General features: G+C 72.7%; 17 protein-coding genes and 1 tRNA gene. 6 read left to right on the top strand and 12 right to left on the bottom strand.

What is annotated here, in order from left to right; translation table 11 throughout:
* Positions 1 to 43: 43 nt before the first annotated feature.
* Both ACFYYR_RS26425 and ACFYYR_RS26430 read right to left on the bottom strand, forming a co-directional pair.
* Positions 44 to 913: a putative RNA methyltransferase gene (locus ACFYYR_RS26425; RefSeq protein ID WP_388858738.1), complete on the bottom strand. Its 870-nt coding sequence runs from the start codon at positions 911 to 913 to the stop codon at positions 44 to 46.
* 359 nt (positions 914 to 1,272) lie between these two features.
* On the bottom strand, positions 1,273 to 2,154 hold the full coding sequence (locus ACFYYR_RS26430; RefSeq protein ID WP_388858438.1) for an NAD(P)-dependent oxidoreductase: 882 nt from the start codon (positions 2,152 to 2,154) through the stop codon (positions 1,273 to 1,275).
* 96 nt (positions 2,155 to 2,250) lie between these two features.
* Between ACFYYR_RS26430 and ACFYYR_RS26435 the strand changes: the two genes are divergently transcribed.
* A complete protein-coding gene (locus ACFYYR_RS26435) occupies positions 2,251 to 2,622 on the top strand; it encodes a winged helix-turn-helix transcriptional regulator (protein WP_388858441.1) in 372 nt (123 codons plus the stop codon).
* Between the two features lie 212 nt (positions 2,623 to 2,834).
* On the opposite strand, the gene ACFYYR_RS26440 is transcribed toward ACFYYR_RS26435, so the two are convergent.
* The gene (locus ACFYYR_RS26440; RefSeq protein ID WP_388858444.1) at positions 2,835 to 3,227 is read right to left on the bottom strand and encodes a peptidase inhibitor family I36 protein; all 393 of its coding nucleotides are present in this window, start codon (positions 3,225 to 3,227) and stop codon (positions 2,835 to 2,837) included.
* Between the two features lie 288 nt (positions 3,228 to 3,515).
* On the opposite strand from ACFYYR_RS26440, the gene ACFYYR_RS26445 reads away from it, so the two are divergent.
* From ACFYYR_RS26445 to ACFYYR_RS26455, 3 genes are all read left to right on the top strand, one after another.
* Positions 3,516 to 3,590 (top strand) — tRNA-Trp (locus tag ACFYYR_RS26445).
* 307 nt (positions 3,591 to 3,897) lie between these two features.
* Positions 3,898 to 5,118 carry a DUF418 domain-containing protein gene (locus ACFYYR_RS26450; RefSeq protein WP_388858447.1) on the top strand — a complete coding sequence of 407 codons (1,221 nt, stop codon included), beginning with the start codon at positions 3,898 to 3,900 and terminating at the stop codon, positions 5,116 to 5,118.
* A gap of 153 nt (positions 5,119 to 5,271) precedes the next feature.
* A complete protein-coding gene (locus tag ACFYYR_RS26455) occupies positions 5,272 to 5,757 on the top strand; it encodes an MFS transporter (RefSeq protein ID WP_388858450.1) in 486 nt (161 codons plus the stop codon).
* A 144-nt stretch (positions 5,758 to 5,901) separates the two neighbouring features.
* Here ACFYYR_RS26455 and ACFYYR_RS26460 read toward each other — a convergent pair whose 3' ends face one another.
* Positions 5,902 to 6,738: an endonuclease I family protein gene (locus tag ACFYYR_RS26460; RefSeq protein WP_388858453.1), complete on the bottom strand. Its 837-nt coding sequence runs from the start codon at positions 6,736 to 6,738 to the stop codon at positions 5,902 to 5,904.
* A gap of 493 nt (positions 6,739 to 7,231) precedes the next feature.
* Positions 7,232 to 7,738, bottom strand: a complete 507-nt coding sequence (locus tag ACFYYR_RS26465) for a GNAT family N-acetyltransferase (RefSeq protein ID WP_388858741.1) — start codon at positions 7,736 to 7,738, stop codon at positions 7,232 to 7,234.
* A 266-nt stretch (positions 7,739 to 8,004) separates the two neighbouring features.
* Here ACFYYR_RS26465 and ACFYYR_RS26470 point away from each other — a divergent pair, with 266 nt between their 5' ends.
* Both ACFYYR_RS26470 and ACFYYR_RS26475 read left to right on the top strand, forming a co-directional pair.
* Entirely contained in the window at positions 8,005 to 8,808 is an 804-nt protein-coding gene (locus ACFYYR_RS26470) for an alpha/beta fold hydrolase (RefSeq protein WP_388858456.1), read from the top strand.
* Positions 8,809 to 8,898: 90 nt separating this feature from the next.
* Complete coding sequence (locus ACFYYR_RS26475; protein ID WP_388858459.1) at positions 8,899 to 9,327, top strand: PPOX class F420-dependent oxidoreductase; 429 nt, start codon at positions 8,899 to 8,901, stop codon at positions 9,325 to 9,327.
* Positions 9,328 to 9,545: 218 nt separating this feature from the next.
* Here ACFYYR_RS26475 and ACFYYR_RS26480 read toward each other — a convergent pair whose 3' ends face one another.
* The 7 genes from ACFYYR_RS26480 to ACFYYR_RS26510 form a co-directional block, all read right to left on the bottom strand.
* Complete coding sequence (locus ACFYYR_RS26480; protein WP_388858462.1) at positions 9,546 to 11,300, bottom strand: condensation domain-containing protein; 1,755 nt, start codon at positions 11,298 to 11,300, stop codon at positions 9,546 to 9,548.
* Positions 11,301 to 11,350: 50 nt separating this feature from the next.
* Complete coding sequence (locus ACFYYR_RS26485) at positions 11,351 to 18,031, bottom strand: MupA/Atu3671 family FMN-dependent luciferase-like monooxygenase (RefSeq protein WP_388858744.1); 6,681 nt, start codon at positions 18,029 to 18,031, stop codon at positions 11,351 to 11,353.
* Positions 18,032 to 18,078: 47 nt separating this feature from the next.
* Positions 18,079 to 21,570 (bottom strand): type I polyketide synthase, encoded by a 3,492-nt coding sequence (locus tag ACFYYR_RS26490; RefSeq protein ID WP_388858465.1) that lies wholly within the window; start codon positions 21,568 to 21,570, stop codon positions 18,079 to 18,081.
* A 25-nt stretch (positions 21,571 to 21,595) separates the two neighbouring features.
* The gene (locus ACFYYR_RS26495; protein ID WP_388858468.1) at positions 21,596 to 22,990 is read right to left on the bottom strand and encodes an MFS transporter; all 1,395 of its coding nucleotides are present in this window, start codon (positions 22,988 to 22,990) and stop codon (positions 21,596 to 21,598) included.
* Between the two features lie 724 nt (positions 22,991 to 23,714).
* Positions 23,715 to 23,993, bottom strand: coding sequence for a hypothetical protein (locus tag ACFYYR_RS26500; protein WP_388858471.1), 279 nt, complete (start codon positions 23,991 to 23,993; stop codon positions 23,715 to 23,717).
* A 188-nt stretch (positions 23,994 to 24,181) separates the two neighbouring features.
* Complete coding sequence (locus ACFYYR_RS26505; protein WP_388858474.1) at positions 24,182 to 25,498, bottom strand: RICIN domain-containing protein; 1,317 nt, start codon at positions 25,496 to 25,498, stop codon at positions 24,182 to 24,184.
* Between the two features lie 724 nt (positions 25,499 to 26,222).
* On the bottom strand, positions 26,223 to 26,546 hold the full coding sequence (locus ACFYYR_RS26510; protein ID WP_388858747.1) for a hypothetical protein: 324 nt from the start codon (positions 26,544 to 26,546) through the stop codon (positions 26,223 to 26,225).
* Positions 26,547 to 26,806 lie beyond the last annotated feature (260 nt).

Here is a 26,806-nt window from a genome sequence, read left to right on the forward strand (position 1 = left end):
TGCACCGGGCAGCGGGGCGCCCGGCGTGCCCACCACTCGTCGGTCAGCCGGCGCGTGCGACCGGCCCCCGGGGCCGGTAGGCGGTGGCCAGTACGGAGACGGTCACCCGGTCGGGAAGGGGACCGTCTCCGACCGGGTCCGCACGGTTCAGGTGGCGCGCGCTCGGCGTCATTCCCACCAGGTCGAGGGCCTCCGGCGCCGTCAAGGACGTGACGTACTCGACGTGTTCGGTACCGGCGGCCTCGAAGAACGGGGCCAGCGCGTGGTGCAGGCGCTGCTCCTTGGCCGGGTCGATCGCGACCATTCCCGGGAGGCATCCGCACAGTTCGGTCAGGTGCCGCCCGGTGGGACGCACCACGACCAGCCGGCCGCCGGGGCGCAGCACCCGGTGGAACTCGGACGGGTTGCGCGGGGCGAACACGTCCAGCACGACATCGGCCACCCCGTCGGCCAGCGGGAAGGGGCGGAAGACGTCCCAGGTCGCCGCGGCCGCCCGGGTGTGGGCCCGGGCCGCCGTGCGGAGGGCGCGCACCGAGGTGTCCAGCCCCAGACCGCGGGCACCGGGCAGCCGGTCGAGCACGTCGGCCAGGTAGTAGCCCGTGCCGCACCCGACGTCCACGACGGTGCCCTGCCCGGGCACGGCGTCGGCGGCCAGCCGAGCCACGACCCGGCGGATGGGCCCGTACCTGCCGGTGGCCAGGAACCGGTCCCGGGCTCGGGCCATGGCCGCGTCGTCGCCGCTGGTGGCACGGGTGCCCGTCAGCAGGCTCACATAGCCGTGGCGGGCGATGTCGAAGGTGTGACCCGCCGGGCAGCGCAGCGCGCCGGAGCCATGGCGGAGGCGGGCGCCGCACGGAGGACAGCGCAGCAGGGCGAGGAAGGGTTCGACGGCAGGGGGAAGCAACACGGAGATCAGCACTCCTGGCAACGGTGAAGGAAGGACCGTGCCGGCACACGCGCCCGGAAGGCCGCGTCCGGGGAGGGGACGGGGCGTCCGGTCCACCAGGGGCGGGACCGGGGACGGGGTTCACGTGGCAGGCACACCGAGGAGGGCGATGCCGACCGGCATCGCCCTCAGGGCCTCCCGATCACAGGAAGCAGTAGTGCGGAACGCTCGTGAATGCCATGCCCCGACTCTACGAGGTGTGGCCGAGGGACGCACGTCGCACAGCAGTCAAGAGGCTTGGATCCGGGGCGTGTTGGGGAAGCCCCGGTCGCGGCCGCTCATCGACGGTTGCGACCGGCACGCCGTCTGTGGGGGCGAGCGGCCGGTCAGTGCACCAGCAGGTCGATCACGCCCGTCAGGTCCTCCTCGCCGCTGCCCTCGGCCAGGCGGCGGCGCATCAGCTCGAAGTAGGGGCTGAGCAGTTCCGGACCGACACCCTGCTGCTCAGCGGTGCTCAGGAGGGTCTGCGCTCCGGCCACCTGCATGGCGAGAGGGGAGGCGACCCCCTTGGTGTAGTCGCCGCTCCGCAGCCGGTCGGCGGTCTGGTGAACCGACGGGGCCATCGCGACGAGCCAGTCGGCGAGCAGCGGGGCGAGCGACGTCGGATCGATGTCCTCCCTGCGGACCAGGGCGTAGGCGTGCGCGGCTCCGGCGAACATTCCGTACATGGCGCTCAGCAGGGCCACGTCGTACAGGGCCGCGAAGCCCGCGTCCCGGCCGACGTAGGTGGTGCCGGCCGGGGTGCCCAGCGTCTCCTGGTGCTGCTCGAACAGCTCCCGCGAGCCGCTGTAGAAGACGTAGCCGCCGGCCTCCGGGACACCGATCATCGGCGGGACCGCCATGATCCCGCCGTCCAGGTAGCGGGCGCCGCGTTCACGGGCCCACTCAGCGCGGGCGCGGGCTTGGGCAGGGGTGCTGGTGGTCAGGTTGACCAGATCCCGGCCGGCCGGATCAACGCCGGCCAGCGTCTCGTCGACCGAGGCGTCGTCCAGCAGACAGACCACGACCAGGGTGTTGGCCGCGACTGCCTCGGCGGCGCTGTCCGCGGCTCTCGCGCCCTCGGCCGCGAGGGCCGCGGCGCGGGCCGGGGTGCGGTTCCAGACGGTGAGCGGGTGGCCGGCGGCAAGCCAGGTGCGGGCGAGCGCGGTGCCCATCGCGCCGAGGCCCAGCAGGGTGATGGAGGTCTTGTCAGCAGTGTTCCGTGTCATGCCGATTAGGCTGGCCACAGGCCCGGCGGTGATCAAGTACGCACTTCGGAGTGGGTGGTTACCCCGGGGTGAGCGAGCAGCTCAGAAGGGGGAGGCATGACGACACTGAACCGGCCGGGCGCACCGGACGGACACGCCTGCGGGATCGACACCGCGATGGAGGTGATCGGTGGCAAGTGGAAGGTACTGATCCTCTGGGCGCTCCACGAGCACCCCGGCCGCCGCTTCGGCGAGCTGCGCCGATTGCTCCCGGGAATCACCGAGAAGGTACTCGCCTCCCACCTGCGCGAGATGGAAGCGGACGGCGTCGTGCACCGTGTCTCCTACGACGAGGTGCCGCCCCGCGTCGAGTACTCGCTGACCGAGGACGGCACGCGCCTCAACGACGCTCTCCAGCCGTTGGCCGCCTGGGGGCGCGAGCGGCCGACTCCGCAACGGGCGGGAAGGAGGGCGGGCGGGACCATGTGAAGCGCCGGTCACCGTCACTCATGGAGGACGGCGACCGGCACGGTCACCTCGTGGCGGACACGGTCATCTCTGACGGACAGCGGGCTTGTCGCATCTCGTGGCCACCGCCTGTCGCGTCTCGGGCGACCCGTCCCGCACTCGGCCGCGTGGCACGCACGGCAGTCGGTCCGGTTCGAAGCCCACGACCGAGATCCGCCCCTGGGCGACGGGATCTAGCCGCAGTTGTTGTCGTTGATGCGCATGGACGAGCCCCAGCGGCCGACGGAGTAGCCCTGCAGATCGGCGATCCGGCCGCCGGGGCGGATGCAGGTGTGGGAGCCGCCGTACAGGCTGTTCCGGTAGATCCGGGCAGTGCGGCCGGAGTTGTTGATGACGGAGTAGGTGTGGTCGTTGATGGGCTTGTCGTGGAAGCGTGCGCCTCCGTCGGCCGCGCGCCGGACGTAGGGAACGCCGCGGTAGTTGGTGTTCGGGTAGATGCAGACCATGCCGGAGCCGCAGGCGACGGCGGCGTCGACAGCGACGGCCCGTGGCTCCGCCGCACCCGGGGTCGCGGTACCGGCGGAGAGCGCGATGGCGGCCAGCAGGATGCCCAGTGCTCGCTTCATGAGAATTCCCCCATGTCATCAATTCCGAGACATTGCCTGGAGTTCCGATGCTCGCGGGGCGGCCAGGGAGAGTCAACGCTTTCCCGGAAGTCGTGATGACAGGCTTGTCGTACCGATGAACCGATCACTCGGGCCCGCGGCGGTATCCGGTCCGCTGCCGCGACGTCGGGGTTCGGGGCGGCCGGACCCCCTTGATCCGTGGGAGGACGGGGCCCCGCCCCCGGAGCGCGGCCCGCGGAAAACTCCGTGGCCAGGCGGTGCTCACCGTGCCAAGCTGATGACCACCGAAGGGGCGTAGCTCAGTCCGGTCAGAGCAGCGGACTCCAAACTCGCATGTCGCAGGTTCGAATCCTGCCGCCCCTGCTGCACCGTCGCCGCACCGCCGTGGTCCGGCGTCATCGGGCCGCCGGCCACCGGCCCGCGTCACTTCTCGTCGTCCGGGCGGCGGGAAGTGTGCGGGCCGGACCGGTGGTGTCGCCGCCCGGCGGGGCCCTTGTGTCGCCGAGGCTCGCAAGCGCGCGGCGGACGAACGCACCGACGGATCCTCCTTCTGGAGTCTGAGCGGGGCTCGTCCTGCGGTGTGATCTTTCCGGTGGTGGGGGCTGGGAGGCTGTTGGCACGATCACGACAGCCACGGGGAACGTCGGCTCTGATACCACTGGGGGGAACGGTGGCCACCACCGTTGTGCACACACAACAGGCCCGGCAGCGCCGCATCTCGGAGCTCGACGTTCTGCGCGGGATCGCGCTCCTGGGCATTCTGCTGGTCAACGCCCTGGTGATGGCGAGCCCCTACGGCTCCGCGGGATTCGGCAGGCCGGATGCGCCGGCGCTCGACCGGGCGGTCGAAGCCGTCGTCCAGGTGGTCTTCGTCGGCAAGTTCTACCTGCTGTTCTCGTTCATCTTCGGCTACAGCTTCACCCTCCAGCAGACCTCTGCCGAACGGGACGGTGCCCGTGCCCTCCCCCGGCTGCTGCGCCGGGCGGCGGGCCTCGTCGCCCTCGGGGCCGTGCACGCCGTGTTCCTCTACGTCGGGGACATCCTCGTGACGTACGGCCTGCTGCTGCTCGTCCTGATCGCCGCCCGTCACTGCTCGCCCCGGACCGCTCTGCGCGCCGCGAAGATCGTCTACGGCTGCGCGAGCGGGTTTCTGCTGTTCCTCGGAGCGTTCTCGCTGCTCGTGCCGGACGGGGAAAGTGCGGCATGGGACGCCGAACTGGCCGCGGAGGCCCGCGAGCTGATCGCCGGATACCGGGGCGACGCCCGCTCGGTGGTCCACACCAACATCGGCCAGCTGCCCGACTCCCTGCTCGCCCTCCTGCTGATGGGTGGCCTGGTGATGGCGGCCTTCCTGGTGGGGCTCCACTGCGGCAAGCGGCGCCTGCTCGACGACGCACGGCTTCACCGCGACCGGATGCGGCGCATCTGCCTGACCGGAACGCTGGTCGGGCTGCCCGGGAGCCTGTTCATGGCGCTGGCGGACAGCGGCGCGTTCGGCGACCGCTGGGTGGCGCCCGGCCAGATGGCGGGCATGGTGACCGCGCCGGCGCTCACCGCCGCCTATGTGTGCGGGATGCTCCTGTTCCTGGAGACCGCCCGGGGGCGCCGTGTGACGGCCCTCCTCGCCCCCGCCGGCCGCATGGCCCTCACCAACTATCTGAGCCAGTCCCTGTGCATGGCCCTGGTCTTCACCGGGTACGGCCTCGCCCTGTACGACCGCCTCGGCCCAGCGGCCGTCGCATCGGGCGCCCTGGCGCTGTTCACCACCCAGCTCCTGCTGAGCTCCTGGCTGATGCGGCGCTTCCGGCACGGGCCGGTGGAGTGGCTGCTCCGCACCCTGACCCTGGCGCGGCGCCCGGGTAGGCCGCCCCGTACGGACGTCCCCGGCTGACGGCGGGGCCGAGGGGTCCCGGTGCCGGACGGCGGGGAGTTGCGCTCACCCGTCCGGCGAGGCGTCCGGCGACGGTCCCCGCCCGGTCAGTCGATCGCCGAGGGGGCTGCGGCGGTACAGGACCTGGCGTCCGTCGCGTGCCCGGGTGACGATATGTTCGCGCTGACGGGAGCAGCGACCCTGTTCTGCACTCCCGTCGCCGGACGCCTGGTGGATCGTCGGGGACCCGGTCCGGTGAACCTGGTCTGCATGCTCGGGGTTCTCCTCGCGGCCGCGGTCCTCGCCCCGGGGGCCGGGGGTGGACCGATGGGTCTCGCCGCACTCGTGCTCGGCGCGCTGCTGCTCGATGTCGCGATGCAGGCCGGCATGGTGGCCAACCAGGTCCGGTTCCTCGCCCTGCGCCCCGACGCCCGCGGCAGCCTCAACACCGCCTACATGACCTGTGCCTATCTGGGTGGCAGTGCGGGGTCCCGGCTCGGGGTGCGCGCCTACGGCCTGGCCGGGTGGCAGGGCGTCTGCGGGCTCCTGGCGCTGCTCGCGACACTCGCCCTGGCTCGCCATCTCCGGGTGCCGTCCCGCCGGGATCCCTGCGCCGACGGCCCCCGAGCCGTGGGCCCGGGCACCGTCGCCCGGCGTTGACCCGGTGGCCCGCGCCGGAGCGTCGGCCGACCGTGCGGCGCGGCCGGTTCTCCGGTGGGTTTCCCGCGTCGCGGGGACGGTCCCCGGGCCTCGCGTCGGGCCCGGGGACCGTGGTCGGCCGGCCGGAAGGCCGACCGGAAGGGATCACTTCCAGATGTCGTCGACCCACTCGGGGTGGTCGATGAACGGGTTGCGGTTGTGCTGGAACTTGTCGTAGATGACCTCGTTGCGCTTCTTCTCGAAGGCGTCCGGGGCGTCCTGCTTGCTCCACTGCTTCAGGACGGACAGGCGGCCGATGTTCGGCTTGGAGCCGTTGTCCACCTGGTCGTTGGGCTCGAGGTCCGGGAAGCTCTCCTCGCCGTCGTAGCGGACGGCCATGTAGAGGATCATGCGGGCGACGTCGCCCTTGACCTCGTCACGCGGCTCGAAGGAGTCGTCGTCGGTGCGGTTGCCCTTGGCCTCCGGCACCTCGTCGCCGCCGGCGTCGAAGTCCTTGTTGCCGCGGATGCTGTTGACCGTGCAGTCCTCCGGGCGCAGGTGGTGGAGGTCGGTGCCGGGGCCGGTGCTGGTGCCGAAGTCGCCGTGGGACTTGGCCCAGACGTGTTCCCGGTTCCACTCGTTCTCGCCCGGGCCGTTGCTCTCCTTGCTCTGCGAGCGGCCGCTGTAGAGCAGGATCACGTTGGAGGAGTTCTTCGGGTCCTCGTCCGTGGTCTTCAGCGCGTCCCAGACCTCGTCGTAGGAGAGCTTGTCCTGCTTGCTGATGATGGTGTGGAGGGCCTTCTTCAGCTCCGCGCCCGTCTTGCCCTCGGCGTCCTTGTAGTACGCGTCGTCGTACGCGTGCGCCCCCGCCGCGGTGTCCCGCGCGGGGGCGTCGGTGGTGGCGGGCTGGGTGGCTATCGCGGTGGTCGGCACGGCTATGCCGGCGAGCACGACCGCAGCGATCAACGGCGGCTTCCAGCGGTTCTTGCGAGGGACGGACATCTGTGGGGGGTGTCCTCTCCTGATCGGCGCGCCACCCTCCGGCCGTAACGGGACGGTCGGTGGCACGAAGTGACGGTCATTCGGCCTGGAGCCTGCCATGGCCATGACCTCACCGAGTGCACACGATGCGACTGTTGTGTGACGACATCGTGAAGCAGACATGCCAATGAGGCGCAGCTCACGCTGTGCGCTGCGGCCCCTGGAATGCGCACCGAAAGGAGGCGGGGCCGCTGATCCGAGCATGCGTCCCGGCGGTGGCTCCGGACGCGAGCCCCGCGCCGGGGCAATCGGCAGGCGATCGCTCGGGCCGCCGCCCCCGTCGACGTGGGGTTGGCGCCTGCGGCTCCGGTCCCGGGCCGCGGTGAGCGGTCCGGGTCCGCGTCGAGCGGTCTGCGGTCTGCGTCGAGCGGTCTGCGGTCTGCGGTCCGCGGTCCGCGGTCTGCGGTCTGCGGTCCGCGGTCCGCGGTCCGCGGTCCGCGGTCTGCGGAGGTTGTCAGCGGACCAGGTCGGCGGCCAGCAGGTCCATCAGGAGTCCGTCGTGCCAGGTACCGTCCGCGCCGCGCTCGTACTGCCGCATGATCCCGACCGGCCGGAAGCCGGCCTTCTCGTAGCAGCGGATCGCGGCGGTGTTGTCGGCGGCGGGGTCGATGACCAGCCGGTGGTGGCCGTGGTCGTCGATGAGATGCCGTGCGAGGGTGCGTACGGCGTCGGAGCCCAGGCCCCTGCCGTGCACCGTGGGGGCGAGGAAGATGTCGAGGCCCGCGTGCCGGTAGTCGGGCTCCTCCTCCGCGTACCACTGGATCATGCCGACGATGCGCCGCTCGTGCTCGACGGTGAAGGGATGGACGCCGGGGTCCTCCAGATCCGCCGCGACGTCCGCTGCGAGATCGCCCTCACCCCTCCACCGGGCGCGGACCTCGGGGGTGGCCCTGATCGCGGCCAGGGCGGGGACGTCGTCGGGTGCGGTGGGACGGAGGACGACGGAGGCGCCACGCAGCACGGTCACGACCAGGGACCTTACGCCACGGCAAGGCCACGCCGGACGTCGGCGGCGCCCCGGCGCGCGGGAGGTCGGCAGGAAGTCGGCGGAGGTCCGTGGGAGCAGGGGCTGCCGGCGAGTGCGAGCCGTTGCGCCACGCGGTCCGCAGTCCCGCGCGCAGGTGCCGGAGCGGAGGGCCGCACCCGGCCGACGGCGGTGGGCGGAATCGGGGATACCGGGGAATCCGCGGATACTGGGCGCACACTCGCATTGTTGGGAGACATGTTGTGCCGCACGCCGTGAGCGCGGACGGGATCCGCATCGCCTACCAGGTCCGAGGGGCCGGTGACCCGCTCGTTCTGCTCGCGGGCCAGGCCAACTCCCACCACTGGTGGGACGGTGTCCGGGAGGACTTCGAGGAAACGCATCGCACCATCACCCTCGACTACCGCGGCACCGGCGACAGCGACGGACCCGACGAGCCATACAGCACCGAGCAGTTCGCGCGGGACGCGCTCGCGGTACTCGACGACCTCGGCATCGACCGGGCCCACGTCTACGGCACGTCCATGGGCGGCCGGGTCGCCCAGTGTCTCGGCGCCCACCATCCGGACCGGGTCCGAGCACTCGTCCTCGGCTGCACCTCACCGGGCGGCCGGCACAGCGTCGAACGCGACCGGGACGTGCGCACATCACTGGCCCGGCCGGAGCCCGAGGCCCGGCAGGCCCTACTCGCCCTGATGTACACCCCGGCCTGGACGGCCGCCCACCCCGGGCCCCGCACCACGCTCGGCGACCCCACCATGCCCGCCTACGCCCGCCGTCGGCACCTGGCCGCGAGCAACGGCCACGACGCATGGGACGCGCTCCCCGGCATCGGTGCCCCCACGCTCGTCGTGCACGGAAGCGACGACCTCCTCAACCCCACCGCCAACGCGCCCCTGCTCGCGGAGCGCATCCCGGGTGCCCGGCTGGAGCTGATCGCCGGAGCGCGGCACGCGTACTTCGACGAGTTCCGGGCCGTCGCCGGTCCGCTCGTCCTGAACTTCCTCAGGGAGCACTCCGACACCGTGGACCGCCTCGGAATCTGATCCCGCGTCACCCGCGTCCGAAGTGACCTGGCAGGGTGGGTACGGACGGCCGATGAACGGCCACTGAAGCACCATGAGGAAAGGTACGACGTGCGGAAGTTGACGGAGGACATTCGGGAGCGCCTCACCTCGGCGGCGGTCTGGTTCGTGGCGACCACGAACCCGGACGGGTCGCCGCATGTGAGCCCCATGTGGGTCGGACTGGACGGGGACACCCCCTGGTTCAACACCTCGGTGGGCCGGGTGAAGGAACGCAACCTGCGCCACGACCCGCGCGTGTGCCTCTCCCACGCCGACCATGAGAACCCGTTCGACCGTGTCCAGATCCACGGCCGCGTCACCCGCTTCGTCGAAGGCGAGGAAGCGGCCCGGGACATGGACCGGCTGGCGGACAAGTACCTCGGGACGCCGTACGAGTGGCTGCTCCCCGACGAGCGGCGGGTGAGCGTGGTCATCGAGCCGCTGCGGGTGCGCCGCATCGTGGGTGTCGAACCGTTCGGGCGCCCGGAGGAGGCCTGAGGGCCCGAAGTGACTGAGGGGTCCGTGGCGCTGAGGGGGCTGTGGGCTGCCGCCCTGAAGGTCTGTGGGCCCTGATGGGTCGCCAGGCTCTCTCCTGCCCCCGGGAGCCGTCGGCCGGATCCGGGGAAGGTCCGGCGGCCCCCTCCCGGCGAGCCGGCCGCGCCCGCGCGAGATGTGCCTGCGCGGGCGCGGCCGCACATCGCCGTCGACCGTTCCGGTCAGGACACTCCGAGGGCGTCGGCCCCGCCCCCGGTTCTCCCCATGGACCCGCCCTCACGCCGGACCGAGTCTTCGAGCAGGCGGACATAGGCGTCGGCCAGCCGCTCCATGGGCGCGCGGTCCCACAGGTCGGTCGAGTACCCGATGTAGCCCATCAGCACGTCGCCGGTGGGGATCAGGCCGAAGCCGAACTCCCCTCGGGCCACGGGGGCCGCGAGGTCGTCGACCGCCACGCTCACCCCCGGCAGTTCGATCTCCAGCTCCAGCGAACTCTGGTAGTGGAACCCCACCGGGATGCGGTCGGGCATGGCGGACGTCGTTCTCTCCCGCACCGCCTTCGCGACCTCCCACATCGGCATCAGGTGGTCGATCGCCGCCATCGCGTCCCGGCCGGTTTCCTCCACCAGGTCGGTGAAGGACCGGCTGCCGTCCGCGCGGATCCGCAGCGGGATCGAGGACGCCGTGCAGGCCAGGAGCGTCTCGAACTCCCGGCGCTCACGGTTGGCATAGGGGACGTTGAGCAGCACGTCCGGCCGGCCCGAGAGACGGCAGAGCAGCGTGCCCAGGGCGGCGGCGGTCACGGCGAACGGTGTCGTGCCGCGCCGGCGGGCCAAGGCCTCCGCACCGGCACGGACAGCGGCGGGAACGGTGAAGACGACCGTGTCGCCCCGGCCGCTCAACCGCTCCGGGCGAGGCCGGTCGGTGGGCAGCTCCAGGCGGAAGGAGGCCCCGTCCAACTGCCGTGCCCAGTAGGCCTTCTTGCGCTCGTCGGCGCGCAGCCGGGAGTGCTCCCGCTGCCACCGCACATATGCCGTGGAGCGCGGGGCCGGGTCGTCGAGACCGTGCGGGACGCCGGTCGCCTCCTCCGTGTACAGCGCGGCGAAGTCCCGCAGCAGGACGCTCACGGCCCAGCCGTCGCAGGCCGCGTGGTGCAGCGCGAACATCAGCACCCAGTGAGACTCCCCCAGCCCGAGCAGCCGGAACACCGGCGCCACTCCGGCTTCGGGGTCGATGGGCGTGCCGGCGAGCTCCGTGCCGATCCGCTCCACCGCGTCCGCGCGCGCCCGCTCGTCCAGGGCGGTGAGGTCCTCGACCGGGAGCGGTACGGGGCGGGGGCGCAGGACGATCTGACGCCACGCGTCGGCGTCCTCGCTCCCCCGGGCGAAACGGAGGCGGAGCGACTCGTGCCGGGCCACGAGCCGGGTGAGCGCGGTGCGCAGCGCCGTCACGTCCAGCGCGCCCGTGAGGGTGAGGCGCATGGCGACGTTCAGCACCTGCGGCATCGGATGGCTGTCATGCGCGGTCATGAAGCCGGTCTGCTGGAGGGTGGCCGGGGCGACGGTCTCGATCTCGGGGACGCTCTCCCCGGATGCGGACCCTCCGGGCGCAGCCGGCCCCGGAGCGGCTGCGGAGGGATCCGGGCACCGGGCCGCGCCGGGGGCGTCGGAACCGGTGAGCAGGGTCAGGAGGTGCGGCTTGTGACGCCGGAGCAGTCCGAGGAGCGCCGGACCGGCCAGGGCGGCCGGCGCGTCGTAGCGCAGCCGGTCGCCCTCGGCGCCGAGGCGCACGCCCAGCGCTCGCAGCCGGGAGAGGAGGTCCTCCGGGGACAGCCCCTCCAGCGTGCCGAGGTCCGGCGTACCGGTGTCCGCCGTTCCCCTGTCCGGCAGGCCGATGCCGGGCGTGCCGCCACCGGATGGGCCGACATCGGGTGTGCCGACATCGGGTGGGCCGACATCGGGTGGGCCGGCGCTCACCGACCTGTTCGGCACTTCCTCCGTCGTTCCGGCCGGGGTTCCGCTCGTTCTCACAGCAGGCCTCCGACGCGTGCTTCCGGCTCCGCGGGCCGTCCGGTGTCCTGCGGGCCGGCCAGCTCCGCCGCCATGGCCCGTACCGTCGGCTCCTGATAGAAGCGGGCCATCGGGTACTCCGTGCCGAGGGCCTCCCACACGCTGTTGAGCAGGCGGATCGCGGTGATCGAGTGGCCTCCGAGGTCGAAGAACGAGGTATCGGGGCCGATGGCGTCCACCTCGACCTCGAACTCGGCGGCCCACAGCTCCCGCAGCCGGGTCTCCAGGGAGTCCCGTGACGGTGCCGGAGGCGTCGGCTCGTTCGGTACCGACCGCTCGGCGTGCTCCGCCGCTCCGGGCCGCCCGGTCACCAGTGGTGTGGCGGGCAGGGCCGCGCGGTCCAGCTTGCCGTGGCCGGTGAGGGGCAACGACGGCAGTACGGCCCAGGCGCGGGGCACCAGGTACTCGGGGAGCCGGTCGGCGAGCAGGTCCGCCAACCGGTCGGCGCACCGCTGCTGTTCGTGCTCGCGCTCCGGCGCGGTGCCGGCCGGGACCACGAACGCGGCGAGGTACGCCTCGCCCGCGGCGTTCCGCCGGGCGAGCACCACGGCCTCCCGCACCTCCGCCACCTCCGCGAGCATGCGTGTGACCTCGTCCGGCTCCACCCGGAAGCCACGGATCTTCACCTGGTCGTCGGTGCGCCCGTGGAACTCCAGGACGCCGCCCGGCGTCCAGCGCACCCGGTCGCCGGTGCGGTACCAGCGGCCGTCCGACCCCGGGAGGGTGACGAAGCGCCGCTCCGTCTCCTCGGGGCGGCCGAGATAGCCGCGCGCCAGGCCCGCCCCGCCGACGTACAGCTCGCCGACCGTGCCCACCGGTACGGGCTCCCCCGCGGCCCCGAGGACGCTCAGCCGGACGTTGTCGACGGGCCGGCCGATCGGGACGGGCGTGCCCTGCTCCCCCTCCGGCGCGACGGTCGCGGTGGTGCACAGCACGGTGGTCTCGGTCGGCCCGTAGATGTTGACGACCTCGTACGGTGTGCCGGCCGCCGGCCGGTTCCGCAGGGTGTCCCCGCCGACCAGCAGGTGACGCAGGCTCATCGGCCGGCGGTCCGGGCCGAGGCCGGTCAGCGCCTCGCCCAGGGCGGTCGGCAGGAAGGAGTGGGTGACCTGCCACGCCCCGTACCAGCGGGCCAGGGCGACCGGGTCGAGACGCGTCCGGTCGTCGGCGACGGCCACCGACGCGCCGGTGGTCAGGGCCGGCCAGATGTCCAGGACCGCGCCGTCGAAGCTCTGGCTGCACACCAGCGCGCTGCGGTCGCCGGGGCGGAGGCCGAAGCGGCTGCGGTACCACTGGCACAGGCTGACGACGCTGTGGTGGGTGACGGCAACGCCCTTCGGCGGCCCCGTCGTTCCGGAGGTGTGCACGACGTAGCAGAGCGCGTCGCCGCTCTTCCCCGACGGCCCGGAAGCCGTTGCGGACGCCGGCTCCGCGCCGGGGGCGGCCGAGGAGGCCGGACGGCTGGTGGAGGTGCCGCTGTGGGGCCGGTCCGCGATGTCGAGCAGCACCGCGCCGGCCGGTGGTGCGGGCGGGGCGGTGCCGGTGTGGGTCGCGTCGCTCACCACGGCCCGCACCGCGCACCCCGCGAGCACGGACTCGGCCCGTGCCCTGCCGATCGCCGGGTCCAGTGCCAGATAGCCGTATCCGGCCCGGAGCGCCGCGAGCATGGCGACGATCAGATCCGGGGAGCGGGGCAGCCACAGCGCGACCACGCCGTCCGGCCCGGCCTCCCCCACCGCTTCCCCGATGGCGGCGGCGAGCCGGGCCGACCGGTCCGCCAACTGCCCGTAGCTGAGCGCCGAGCCGTCGGAGACGACGGCCGTGCGGGACGGGGTCTCCGCGGCGCGGCGGAGCACCAGCTCGTGAACGGTGGTCGCGTCGACCGTGCGGACCGGGCCGTTCTCCCAGGCGCCGGGGACGGCGTCGCCCTCGGAGACGTACCCGGAGTCCGGCCCGGCACGGTCCTCGGTCGCGGCGACGGCACGATGGCCGTCGTCCACGTCGGCTGTCGGGACGGGGCGGGGCCCCGAGGCGGCGGTGAGGCGGGACAGCGGGGTGTCGGGGGCGTCGACAGCGGCGGTGAGGACGCCGTGGAAGCAGTCGAAGAACCCGTCGACCGCCGCGGCGTCGAAGAGGTCGGTGTTGTACTCGATGTGGCAGCGGATGCCCTCGGCCCGGTCGGTGAAGTACACCGTCAGATCGGTGAGCGCCTTGTCGGGGCCGGCCTCCAGAGCGGTGGCGCGGACCCCGGGCAGGTCGAACCGGAAGGGCTCCTCGCTCTCGAACTCCGCCATCACCTGGAACACGGGGGTGCGGTCCGTTCCCCGGCTGGGGCCGAGAGCCCGGACCACGTCCTCGAAGGGCACCGCGGCGTGGTCGTACGCGTCGAGGGCGACGCCGCGCACCCGGCGCAGCAGGGTGCCGAAGTCCGGATCGCCGCTCAGGTCGAGGCGCAGGGCGAGGGTGTTGACGAAGAAGCCGACCAGGTCCTCCGTGCCGCGGGGGCGGTCGGACACGGGGCTGCCGATGATGATGTCCCGCTGGCCGGTGACCCGGTTCAGCATGGCCCCGTAGCCGGCGAGCAGCACCATGAAGAGGGTGCTGCGGTGGGTGCGGCCCAGGGCGCGCAGCCGCTCGGAGAGCCCGGCGTCGAGGGTGCGGAAGACGGCCCGTCCGTTGGAGGTCATCATCCCGGGGCGGGGCCCGCGGGTCGGCAGCTGCGTCTCGGGCAGCGTGCCGCCCAGGGTCTTGGTCCAGTACGCGAGGTCCGCCCGGACGTCGGGGGTGTCCTGCTCCGCCAGCCGGGCGCGGACGTGGTCGGTGTACCGGCGGGTGAGGGCGGGAAGGCCGTCGGACGTTCCCGTCGTGGCGGCCCGGTAGAAGGCGGACAGGTCCCGGGCGAGGACGGTGGCCGAGGCCGCGTCCACCACGATGTGGTGCATGGAGAGGACGAGGACGTGGTGGTCGTCGGCGGTGGCGACCAGGCGGGCCACGAAGAGCGGGCCCTGTGCGAGGTCGAACCGGCGGGCGCTCTCGGCGGTCAGCACCGTGCGGACCGCGGCCTCGTCACCCCGGCGGTCGAGGACCTCGAAGTCGGCCGGGACAGGCGGCGACACGATCTGACGCGGCTCGCCACCGGTCTCCCGGAAGACGGTGCGGAGACTCGCGTGCCGGGCCACGAGGCGGTCGAGCGCGCTGCGCAGCGCGTCGAGGTCGAGCGGGCCGGCGAGGTCGATCGCGGCCACCTCGTTGTAGGCCGTCCGGCCCGGCAGCATGCGCTCCAGGAACCAGATGCGCTGCTGACCGCTGGAGAGCGGTGCGTCGTCCTCGTGGGGGCGGTCGGCCCGCGCGGCGGCATCGGCAGCGGGCTGCGGAGCGGTGCGGGTGCCGGGCCGTTCGGCGGTTCCGGCGTGGGGCACCGGGACCGGGTCCCTGTCGGCGCCGGGCTTCGGGACCGGCTCCGTATCGGCGCTGGGCTCCGGGGCCGACTCCGCGTCGGTGCCGGACTGCGGCGAGGTGCCGGAGCCGGGCCGCGGTGCGGGGCGTGTCGGCCACGGCCCGCCGGTCACCGCCTGCTCCCGGGCCGCGGCCTCCGGCCGGTCCGGTCGCTGCTCCGTCCGCTCCCGCTGCTGGACGGTGCGCCGGAGGGTGTTCAGCTCCGCCAGGCCGGAGTACAGCGCGTCGGGGGCCACTCCGAAGTCGATGAGCGACGCGATCTCGTCGGCTCCGGCGGCGCGTACCGCCGTCACGACGGGGGCGGCGGTCTCCGCGGTGCCGATCAGGGCCCGCTGGTCGCAGTAGCGGTCGTAGGCGCGCCGGAACAGCGTGTCGAGATCGTCCTCGCTGAGCGAGGCGAGATCGACCCGGTGGCCGAGGCTGTTGCTGAACCCGCCGAAGAGCGACAGCGACGACCGCATGTAGCGGGACAGCGGGCCGTAGGCCTCGGTGCGGGCCGTCGTGTGGTCGGGGTGCAGGTAGGTGTGCAGCAGGACCGCCACCCTCCCCGCGTCCGGGTCGAGGGAGTGCTCGGCGCGGGTGCGGCGGTAGAGCGCGATGTTCTCCGCGAGCTGCTCGACGCTCTGCGCCATGAGGTTGGTGACGATGCCCAGGTCGTGCCGGGCGGCGAGCCGGTAGGAGTCCGGGTTGCCGACCACGGCGGTGAACATCGGGGGCGTGCCCTGGACGGGCGCGGGGAAGATCCGTATGTCCTGGTCCCCGTCGCCGGTCCGGCGCCGCACTCCGTCGCCGCGCCACAACCGGCGCACCTGGGCTACCTGTTCGTACATCGTCTCCTTGTGGCGCCCGTACCGGTCGGGGAAGAAGGCGAAGTCGTTGGCGTGCCAGCCGCTCGCGCAGCCGATGCCGATCCGGCCTCCGGAGAGGTTGTCGACCATGGACCACTCCTCGGCGACCCGGATCGGGTCGTGGAGCGGAAGGACGACGGACCCGGCGTTGAGCCGGATGCGGCTGGTCTCCCGGGCGAGGGCGGACGCGAGAACGGCCGGGTTGGGGAAGAGGCCGCCGAAGGCGTGGAAGTGCCGCTCGGGCATCCACAGCGCATGGAAGCCGTGCTCGTCGGCGTAGCGGGCGGTCCGCAGAATGTGCTCGTACCGGCCGTGCCGGGAGGTGTGGTCCTCCGGATAGTCGCCGAAGTAGTAGAGGCTGAAGTCGGTCGTGCGGGTGGGTGGTTCGCCGGTCGCGGGGCGCTCGGGAACGGCGCTCCCCCCGTCCGCGGTCCAGCCGTCGGCAGTCCCCGCATCGGCGGTCACCGGGGCGGCAGTGCGGACGGCCGCGGTGTTGAGCGCGACGGTGCGGGCGCGTTCGCGGGCCGGGGCGGCCGGAGGCGTCGGCACACCGGTGCCGGCCGGGGCCGTCGCCTCCGTGGCTGTCCCTGCCGGAGCCGCTTCGGTACGGGTCACCGGGGCGTCGGCCACGGTGGCAGGTGACGCGGTGGCAGGGGACGCGGTGGCAGCAGGCGCGCTTGCAGGGGCGCCGGGTGAGGTGACCGGCCGCTGGGCGCTGCCGCCCGTCGAAAGGGCGGTCCGCCGGCCCGTGCCGGTGAAGAAGCCGGCCCGGCGGAGTTCGCGCAGCGACTCCCGGACGGCGTCCGCGAGGAACGCGACGTCCTCGTCCGAGTGTGCCGTCGAGAGGAAGAAGTTGCGCCACTCCCAGACGAAGACGCCGCGGAGCATCAGATGGTGGTAGAGCAGCTCCATGTCGGCCTGGTGCTCGAAGCGGAACATCGAGCCGAAGTGCCGCATCCGCAGCGGGAACTCCTCCGCCTCGAAGAAGGCGTTGAGGGAGGCGGCCAGGGCGTCGGTGCGGGCGTTGAGCCGTTCCTGGAGGCCGGGGCCCTGCTGCCGGAGCTCGGTGAGGACGGCCGTGGCGGCCACCATGGACACCGGGTGCTGGATGTAGGTGCCGCCGAAGAAGGTCGTCTCCCGCTCCGGGTAGCTGTCGTCCCCGTACTGCCAGAAGCCGCCGTCGATGCCGTCCATGATGTCCGGCCGTCCCGCGATGGCGCCGATCGGGAAGCCGCTGCCGAGCAGCTTGCCGTAGGTGGCGAGGTCGGGGGTGACGCCGTAGAGCTCCTGCGCCCCGCGCTGGGCCGGCCGGAAGCCCGTGAGCATCTCGTCGAAGAGCAGCACGATGCCGTGGCGGCTGGTCACCTCGCGCAGCCGGCGGACGAATTCGACCGGCCGCAGGGCGGGGTTGCGGCTCTGCACCGGCTCGACGACGACCGCGGCGATGTCGGCGGCATGCCGCTCGATCGCCTCCAGACTGCTGTCACGGCCGTAGTCGAGCACCATCAGGTCGGCCACCGCGCTGCGCGGGATGCCGGTGGAGACGGGGACGGTGAGGCGGCCGTCGGCCGTCGGCGAGGAGCGGCCCAGGACGTTGTCCGCATGGCCGTGGTACGCGCCGTGGAAGGTGACGATCCGGGTGCGGCCGGTGGCGGCGCGGGCCAGCCGGATCGCGGCGGCGTTGGCCTCCGTACCGGAGTTGGCGAACGCCACGCGGTCCATCCCGGTCAGGCCGGCGAGCAGCTCGGCGGCCTCACCGGTCTCGGCGTTCCGGGCACCGAACTGCATCCCGCGGCCGAGGTGTTCGCGGACCGCCTCCCGCACGAACGGGGGTTCGTGGCCGAAGAGCAGGGTGCCGAACCCCATGGTGATGTCCACGTAGCGGTTGCCGTCGACGTCCTCGAGCGAGGAACCGGAGGACCGCCGGCCCGCGATGGGGTACAGCATCTCCTTGGTGCTGCTGCGGAATCCCACCACGGCCCGGCTGTCGGCGAGGACCCGCCGGTAGCGGTCCGCGAGCTTCTTCGAGGTGGGGGTCCTGGCCGTGTAGCGGCGGACGAGGTCGTCGACGTGGGCCCGGCGGGATCCGCCGGCGCCCTCCGACGCCATGCCGGAGGTACGGGAGACCGTCATCCGGGGGCCGAGCTGCCCGCGCGCAGGGGCGGCGGGCTCGGTGGCGGGCGGTTGCGCCACCGCGGTGCCGGGGTCCGGCTCGGCGGTGCCGGGCCGCGACGTCGGAGCAGTCGGCCGGGATGCCGGAGCGGTCGGCCGCGGCGCAGTGGCGGGCCGCGACGCAGTGGGCTGCGGCAGGGCGGCCGACAGCTGCTCGGCCATCGCCGCGAGGTCCTCCTCGATGGCTGCGGAGATGCGCCCGAGCCCGGTCACCGCTGCACCTGGCCGTCGGTGGGCTGCACGGCCGGCTGTACGGCGGGCTGCCGCTCGGCGATGAGCTGCGTCAGCTGGGAGATCTGCACCAGCATGGTGCGCTGGATGCCGGTGAGCTGCTGGAGCTGGCGCGCGAGGTTCTCCAGCTCGGCCCGGGTCACGGGTGCGGCGGATCCGTCGGCATCGCCCGCCGGTTCGGCGTATGCGGCGGGGGCCGCGGGCACGACGGGCTCGGCGGACACCACCGGCACGGCCGGCTCGGCGAACGCTCCGGAGGCGGCGAATTCCGGGACGGCAGGAGCAACGGGCTCCGCGGCAGAGGCCGGAACCACCGGGCCCGCCCCGTTCAGCGGTGCCCCGGGCGGGGCCGGCGGGGCTGCGGAGAGCGCGTCGGTCTCCCCGGACGGCCGGGCGGTCGCGTGCCCTGGCCCGGCCGGGGCGGCGCCGTCCCCGGTGCGGTCGGCGATCAGCTCCGCGAGGAGGCCGGGCGTGCTCGCCTCCTCGAACAGCTCGCGCATCGACACCTTGACCCGGTGGGTCTCCTCCAGCTCGCGCAGCACCTGAATCATCTGGAGCGAATCGGCGCCCAGATCGAAGAAGGAGGTCGTCGCCGAGATGGCGTCCTGCTCGTACCCGAGGTGCTGCGCGCTCAGCTCGATCACGTGCCGCAGCACCCGCTCGACGGATGCCTTGTTCTGTACCACTGCGTTCCCCTCGCTTGCCCTTGCACTTGCCCCGGCCCGGCCGAGTACCGGTTCCGGACCCGTCCAGTAGGTCCTGTGCTGGAACCGGTAGCCGGGCAACGGAATCCGCCGGCCCCCGCAGCCCTCCAGCAATGTCTCCCAGTCGATGTCACGGCCCGCCCCGTGCAGGGCCGCCGCCGCGCCCCACAGGGCGTCCGGTCCCGCCCCGCGGCGCAGCGTCGGTACCGCGGCGAGGCCGGGGACGGCACGGCGGGCCAGCCCGCTCAGGGTGGTGTGCGGGCCGATTTCGAGTACGGCCGCCGGGCCGTGGTGTCCGATCTCCCGGAGCACGGTGTCGAAGCGCACCGGCTCCCGGGTCTGCCGGAGGATGTACTCCACGTCCGGTGTCCAGCCGGCCGGGTGGAGCCGGCCGTCCACGCCGCTGAGGAAGGGCACGGTGGTGGGCCGCAGGGCGATGCCCGCGGCGACGGCCCGGAGCGGCTCGAGAACGGGTTCGATCAGGTCGGTGTGGAAGGCCCGGTCCACCGGGAGGCGTTCGTGGAGCTGCCCCCGGTCGGCCAGCAGCTTGCACAGCCGGTCGACCGCGTCGGCGTCCCCGGCCAGCACGTGGTTGCGCTCCCCGTTGACGACGGCGAGGGAGATTCCCGGTACCTCGGCGGCGAACAGCCGCGCCGTCTCCCGGTCTCCGAGCACGGCGGCCATCCCGCCCGGTGCGCAGTGCCGCTGCATCAGCCGGCCGCGCTCGGCCGCCAGGCGCAGCCCGTCCTCGACGGGCAGGGCGCCCGCCGCGCACAGAGCGGCGTACTCCCCGACGCTGTGCCCCGCCACCAGGGCGGGCGTCACTCCGGCGGCCCGCCACAGCCGGACGACGGCGTACTGGAGGGCGAAGAGCGCGGGCTGGACGGTCGCGGTGTCCCAGATCCCGCCCGGCCCGTCGGGGAGCGGCCGCTGACCCGGCCGGACGGTGCCGAGCAGCGGGTCGAGCAGCGACGTGCCGTACAGGTCCCGGTGGAGCCGGTCGCAGGAGTGGAGGGCGTCCCGCACCGGGGAGAACCGTTCGTACAGGTCCGCGGCCATGCCGGGGTAGGGGCTGCCTTGACCGGAGAACTGGAAGGCGATGTCCGGCGCTGTGCCGGCCGGAACCTCCGTGGCCACCGCGCGTGCCGGTGTGCCGCTTGTGGGCCGTACCGGTTCCGTGCCGGTCGCCGCGTCCGGTTCCGCGAGCCAGGCGTCCAGCGCGTCGGCGAACGCGGCCGGATCCGTTCCGCGGACCGTGAGGCGGTGCCGTCCGTGGGAGCGGCCGGCCGATGCGGTCGTGACCACGTCCGCCATGGGCGTCCCGGGGTGGGCCCGCACATGGTCGCGGAGGGCTGCCGCGTTGGCGACGAGTGCTTCCCTGCTCCGTCCGGAGACGAGCAGCAGGCCGGGGGCCGGTGCGGTGCCGGTGGGCCGCGGCGGGGGCGGCGGGGCCTGCTCCACCACGAGGTGGACATTGGTGCCGCCGACACCGAGCGAGGTGACCCCCGCCCGCCGCGGGCCGTCCTGCTCCGGCCAGGGGCGGACCTCGGTGGGGATGTAGAAGGGGCTGCCGTCCAGCGGCAGCGCGGGGTTGGGCCGGGCGTAGCCCGCCATCGGCGGGATCTCCCCGTGCCGGAGCACCAGCAGCGTTTTGATCAGACTGGCCAGGCCGGAGCACACGTCGAGGTGGCCGATGTTGGCCTTGGTGGAGCCCAGCGCACAGTACCCGGACCGGTCGGTGTCGTCCCGGTGGGCGAGCAGAGCCCCTTCGAACTCGATCGGGTCGCCCTTGAACGTGCCGGTGCCGTGGGTCTCCAGATAGCCGATCGTCTCCGCGCCGACTCCTGCGACGTCCAGTGCCCGGCGGATGGCGGCGCGCTGGCCGGAGACGGTGGGAGCGGTGAACGCGGCCTTGTCCGCACCGTCGTTGAGGACGCCCCAGCCGCGGATCACGCCGTGGACGGTGTCGCCGTCGGCCAGGGCGCGGTCCAGCCGCTTGAGGACCACCGCTGCGACCCCCATGCCGCCGACGGTGCCGTCCGCCCCGGCGTCGAAGGGGCGTAACCGGCCGCTCTTGGAGAGGATCGACCCCTTCACATAGCGGTAGCCCAGGGCCTGGGGCACATGGACCGCGGCGGCGCCGGCGAGCGCGATGTCGCAGTCCCCGGTGACCACCGACTGCGCGGCGAGCTGCACGGCGACGAGCGAACTGGAGCACGCCGTCTGCACATTGACGGCCGGGCCGGTGAGACCGAGCCGGAAGGCGGTACGGGTGGCGGTGAAGTCGGCGTAGTTGCCGACGGTGGTCTGCATCCGGGTGACCCAGTCGTCGCCGGTCTGCCCCGGCAGGACGTTGTTCAGCAGGTAGGTGTGCAGGGAGTACAGGAGGTAGCCGGTCGCCGCGAAGACACCGGTACGGGCTCCCCCGCGTTCCCGGGGGTAGCCGGCGTTCTCCAGCGCGTGGTGGGCGCACTCCAGGAACATCCGCTGCTGCGGATCGGTGAGCGTGGCCTCCCGGGCGCTCATCCCGAAGAACGGCGCGTCGAAGGACGCGACGTCCTCCAGGACGCCGCTGGCTCCGACGAACTCCGGTGACCGGCAGTCCTCGGGGGTGGCACCGGCCGCGGCGAGTTCCGCCCCGGTGAACCGGCGGATGTGGTTCTCCCCGCCGCGCACCAGGCGCCAGAAGTCGTGCGGGGTGTCCGCTCCCGGGAAGCGGAAGGACAGGCCGATCACGGCCACACGCCGGTCGTCAGGAAGTGCCATCACCGTGGGGTCTTTCCGGTCGGGGTCAGGTGCGTTCGCTGTCCGGGCCGCGGCCGTCCGGTGGCGCGGCCGCCCCGGACGCCGCTGTGCTCCGTGACGCGCGGAGCGGTCTGCCGCCCTCGGGGGCCGGTCGCGGCGCCGCCTCGGCCGTCCGCGGCTTGCCGTCCGGACCGCGCGCCGCCGCGGGCCCCGGCACGGCGGAATCCGCGGCGCCGTGCCGCTGTCCGGCACCGCGCCGGACCAGGAGGACGAGGAGCCCCGCACAGAGAAGGATGGCCGAACCGTGGAAGGCCGCCACGACCTGGAACGGCGTGAAGCGCTCCAGCAGGGCGGCACTCACCAGCATGCCGAGGCCGAAGCCGGCGTTCTCGGCCGAGGCGGAGAGCCCGAAGAGCCGCCCCCGTTGCTCGTCCGGGGTGGTCTGCAGCCGTGAGACGTACGCGATCTCCGTCAGCCCGTCGGCCATTCCGGCGAGCAGTGCCACGGCGACGGCCAGCGGGGTGGGCAGGCCGGAGAAGACCAGGATGAACATCAGCGACATCACACAGGCGCCGAGCGCGAAGACCCGCTCGCCCGGGGTGCGTCCCGCCTTCTTGACGTAGCGCTCCAGCACCACTTGGGCGGCGATGTTGCCCAGAGCCCAGGTCGCCCAGAACTGGCTGATGAAGACGGCCGGGTCCGAGGGGTCGAGACCGGCCGAGTAGACCGGCAGCGCGACGTTGTGCGAGGAGGAGCCCAGGCCGTCGGCAGCGCGGACGGCGATCATCAGGGCGACCAGCGGCATGGACCGCAGCAGGACCAGGGCGGCCCACCGCGGCTTTCCGGTGCTCTCCGCGGGCCCCGATTCCTCCGGCGCCGCCTCTTCGGCCCGGGTCCTGATCGGCAGCAGGGACAGCACCAGCGCGGAGACGGTGAAGGTGATGGCGTCCAGCACGAAGGCCGCCGTGTACCCCCACTGCGACACGACCACTCCGGAGGAGGCGAACCCGGCGATCATGGCGAGCGAACGGGCCGTCACCAGACTGGCGTTGGCCTTGGCCCGGTGCTCCGCTCCGACGATTTCGGGGATGCTGCTGCGCAGGGCGACCTGCGACAGGGTCGAGCACGTACCCGCGATCAGCGCGAGCCCGAACAGCGCTGCGAGGTCCACGCTCTCGGGCGCCAGCAGCATGGCGACGAGAGCCGTCGCCTGCGACAGGTCGGCGCCGATCATCAACCGTTTGCGGTCCACCCGGGACACGAGTGCTCCGCTGACGAACCCGGACGCCACACTCGTCAGCAGCCGGACCGCCATGAACAGGCCGGCCAGGAAGGCGCTTTCGGTGAGGTGGTAGACGAATACGTTCAGCGCCACCAGATTGAGATAACTGCCGTACGCGGAAATTCCGTTGGCAGCCACCAGAATCCTGAAGTGGCGCACGCCAATGTCCCCCTTGCACCCGCAGTCCGGTGAGCAGTGATCAACAACCTTGAGCATGTTGGCACGCATCAGCCAAGAAGCACAACGAAACTGTCACTTCCATGCGCAATCTCGAAAACCGGGCCTCGAGAACCACACTGTTTCAGCCGGGCTGGCCGAATCCACCTGACCGAATCCGCAGGGGACGCCACCGGAAACGGAGGATTCCGTTTCGGGTCCGGGCGCCGGGTTTCCGGAGAGAACCGTCGTACGGTGGCCAGGCCGTCCGCGAACACCCCCCGCATACGCCACCTGCGGGACGGCGCGGGCACCGGCGGCACCGTGTGACGCGGGCAGGGGACACAGCGAGAGACACCCGGCACCGGCACGGTGAGAAACGGGGGCACATCCAACGGGACCGGCACCATGGGGAGCCGCCCCACCGGAGGATGGCCAGGCCTCCTCGGAAGCCGGACCTCAGCGGGCGACGCGGACCGCCGTCTCTCCACCGGACGCCCCTGGGCCCCACCGGGCGGGCAGGGCCCACCGGGTCGACAGGACTGGCGGGGCCGACAGCACCCACTGGCCCGACAGGGCGCGATCGTCGGCGGCCCGGACCGGTACCGCCGCATTCCCGGCCATCACCACAGACCGCGGTGCCGCACCCCGAAGAGGTGCGGCACCGTCACCCCGCCCGCCCGGCAAGGAAGGAGTCCTGGCTCCGTGTCACGTGAGAGGCACGGCGTCACTTGAGAGGAATGCAGCGCAGGGCGTGATCGGAGCGCCGGTGGGGAGGCGAGAGGAGGTGGACCAATTCGTAGGACCCACCGGGACAACCGTCCGCGTCCCCGATACGCGTATCGATCAGCACCCTGTTGACCGTGTAACCATCCCGTTCCAGAAGGCCCCTGATGAATGTCTCCGGGTCCGCAAGGAGCTCCTTCTGCTCGTCGTCGCTGAGCTCGATACGGTAGACCTCGATGGCGGAGGCTTCGATTTCCGTGGGCCGGTGAATGGTGGCCATGACGTCATCCTTCCGGTGAAGCCGTCATATTCCAGTGTGCGCCGATCGCGGGCCGCCGCAACCGCGCTCCCGGCCCTCTCTCCACGACTCCGCCGCGAAGGAACGGGGGCACCGGCCCTGTGCGTGCGAGGCCCCGCCACTTCTGCGAAGCCTCGCCCGTCACCCATTGACCGGGTCCGGATTACCGGTCACGCCCCGTCGCGCATGGTGAACACGAAGCTCGCGGAGTTGTAGTAATTCGGCTGGTGCGCGAGGTAGGTACCCTTCCCCGGCGGCTTGCTCTCGTGCCAGTCCTCGGGACCGAACAGATGCGAGGCATAGTCGGTGTCACTGACCTGCGGAACGAACAGCAACCGGTAGCCGGAGGAATCCGGTTCGGGCTGGAAGGTCCACAGCTGGGACGGCCGGCCCTCGTCGGGAGCGCACTCCTGCTGGACCACACGGACGACGTTTCCCCCGCCGGACGTCCCGTCGAGGCACTTTCCGCTGCCCGTGTTCCGCAGTGCGTAGGTGTTGCCCTGGCTCGCCGCGGCACGGCTCCAGCGCTGCGCCGCCTCGTAGGTGTCGCACGTCTGGAGCTGCATCATGGCGCCCTCGTCCTTGGCGGCGCCCACGATCCCCACGCACAGGCCCGTCGCCCGGTTGACCAGTTGGAACCCTGCCGGAGCAGTCGGCGAGGCGGAGGAGGCGGAAGCGACGGCCTCAGCGGCCGGCTTGCCGCTCCGGCGTTCACGCGGCTTGTCCGTGGTACGGCTCGGGGCGGGACTCGGGGACACCGAGACCGTGCGGGTGGCGGTCGGCGCGGCAACGGTCGTCCCGGGAACGGGAAAGGTCTCCCGGGCGAGGGGCTCAGGGGGCGCGGGGGTGTCGTCCGTCAGGATGTGGACGGTGACGCCCACGGCGACCACCGTGGTGACCACCACCGCGACGGCCACGACTGCGGCGAGACCCGCCGGCGTGGCGGGAAGGAACCGCCGGCCACCGTCCCAGGATCCGAACCACCCCACCGGCCACGCCCTGTTGGCCTGGGCCACCGGCTGGGACGACATCTTCGGGGCGGCGGCCTTCCGTTCGGCGGGGCGCCGCGACGGCCCGTCGGCCGTGCCCGCCGTCAGCACTGCCGAGAGGAAGGCGTACTCCCCGGTGCGGATGGCGACGATGTCGGTGCGGGCACGGGAGCAGTTGTCGCAGGTGTCGGCGTGCTCGTCGAAGTCCTGGGACCGGGTGGAGCTCCCGTTGCGGACGGTGTCCCCCAGGACCGCGGTCAGGTGCCGGCACGTCCGGCTGCGCGACCGTGTGGCATAGGCCCGGAGGTAGGCCTCGTACAGCCCGTCCAGGGCGAGGGCCAGCGGGGAGTCCGCGTCGGTACCCGGTTCCAGCAGCGGCGCCTCGCTGTCGGCATGGTCGCGGAGGGCGTTCGCCAGGGTCGTCCGCATCGTTTCGGACAGCTCGCGGAAGGCCTGCGACAGGGGTGAGTCATCGGGCGCGGCCAGGGGGTCGGACACGGGTCTCCTCGTGCGGGTGGGTCACGTACAGGTCCTACGGGGGTGAGGGGCGACGTCGGCACCCTTAATCGCAGCGGGTGTGAACACACCGGGCTGCTCGCTGGGTGGTGCATGTCGCTGGTGGGACCTTCACATGGGGAGACGGTGCACGGACGGGCGCCGACGGCCGGTTGGGGGCCGCGGCGTCGACGGAGCTGCGAGGCTTCCCTCGAACTCTTGGTCAGGAGATTGATCCTCCGGGACTCCCGCGTCAAGTTGAGCCGCCCGGCGGGGCTTGCTTGCATCCCCCACCTGGGCAGGGAAAACGCGGATGGGAGGCTGCCGTTCCCCCGGGTTGGTCCAAGATTCTCGCCGACGTGGTGTGCACAGCGGCACGACGGCAGGACGACGCGCGGACCCACGGAACGGGCGGTGTCCGGGCGGTGAGGAGAAGGTGTCCGCGGCCCGGCGCCGGCCGGGCTCCGCAGGTCGCGAGGGCGGTCCGGCGACTGCGGCGCGGGACGACGGCCGTCCGGCGGAGGTGACTCGGCTCGGGCGACGGCTCCTCGTCGGCGGGGCGGGCACGAGAGGCCCGGGATCCTGAGGTTCGCGACCGGGGAAGAGCGCGGAGGAATGGGTGGTCCGGGAAGCAGCCGTGGCTTCCGCACAGGGGCCGGGCGAGAGGTCCGCGATCGTTCCGCGTGGTCCGATCGCGGACCTTCTGCCGGCCGGGAGAGGTCAGGGGTCAGACGCGGCGAACCCGCGCGGCGATCCCGTGGCCGATCAGCAGGTAAAGAGCCGCCGGGAGACCGTAGTTGAGGAAAACACGGACGCCCTCGCTCTCCATGGTGAAAATGTCCTGGGACCACCAGGCGAGCCAGTCGGCCACTCCGTGCACGAAATCGACGAAGACATTTCCCTGGTTGGCTTCGAGCAGGTACAGCAGGATCCACAGCCCCAGGAAGCCTGCGGCCACATCACCGATCGTGTGCAGGATCAAGGCCGTCCGATGGGCACCGGCACCGGAGTGGTTTCGGTCATAGGCGTCATAGGGACTGTTTGCGGGCATGGGTTCGCGGGTATCGCTCATGCCCTGCACATAGCCGGAGCCGACTGTGCAAAACCAGGCCCGCACCTGCGATTCGATAACCACTCGGCATCATTTCGGATTCCCCATTCCCGACATCAGCGGCACCGCGGTCCCAAATGGTCCGGCCCCCGCGAGGACAATCCCCTGTTATGGGGATTTCGGCTCGCCATGCGCGATCACCGGCCGCTTCGGCTGCGTGAATCCCGATCAAGACATCCGGTCCGACTCGGCCGGCCCGC

The organism is Streptomyces sp. NPDC001922 (assembly GCF_042891165.1).
Lineage (GTDB): Bacteria > Actinomycetota > Actinomycetes > Streptomycetales > Streptomycetaceae > Streptomyces.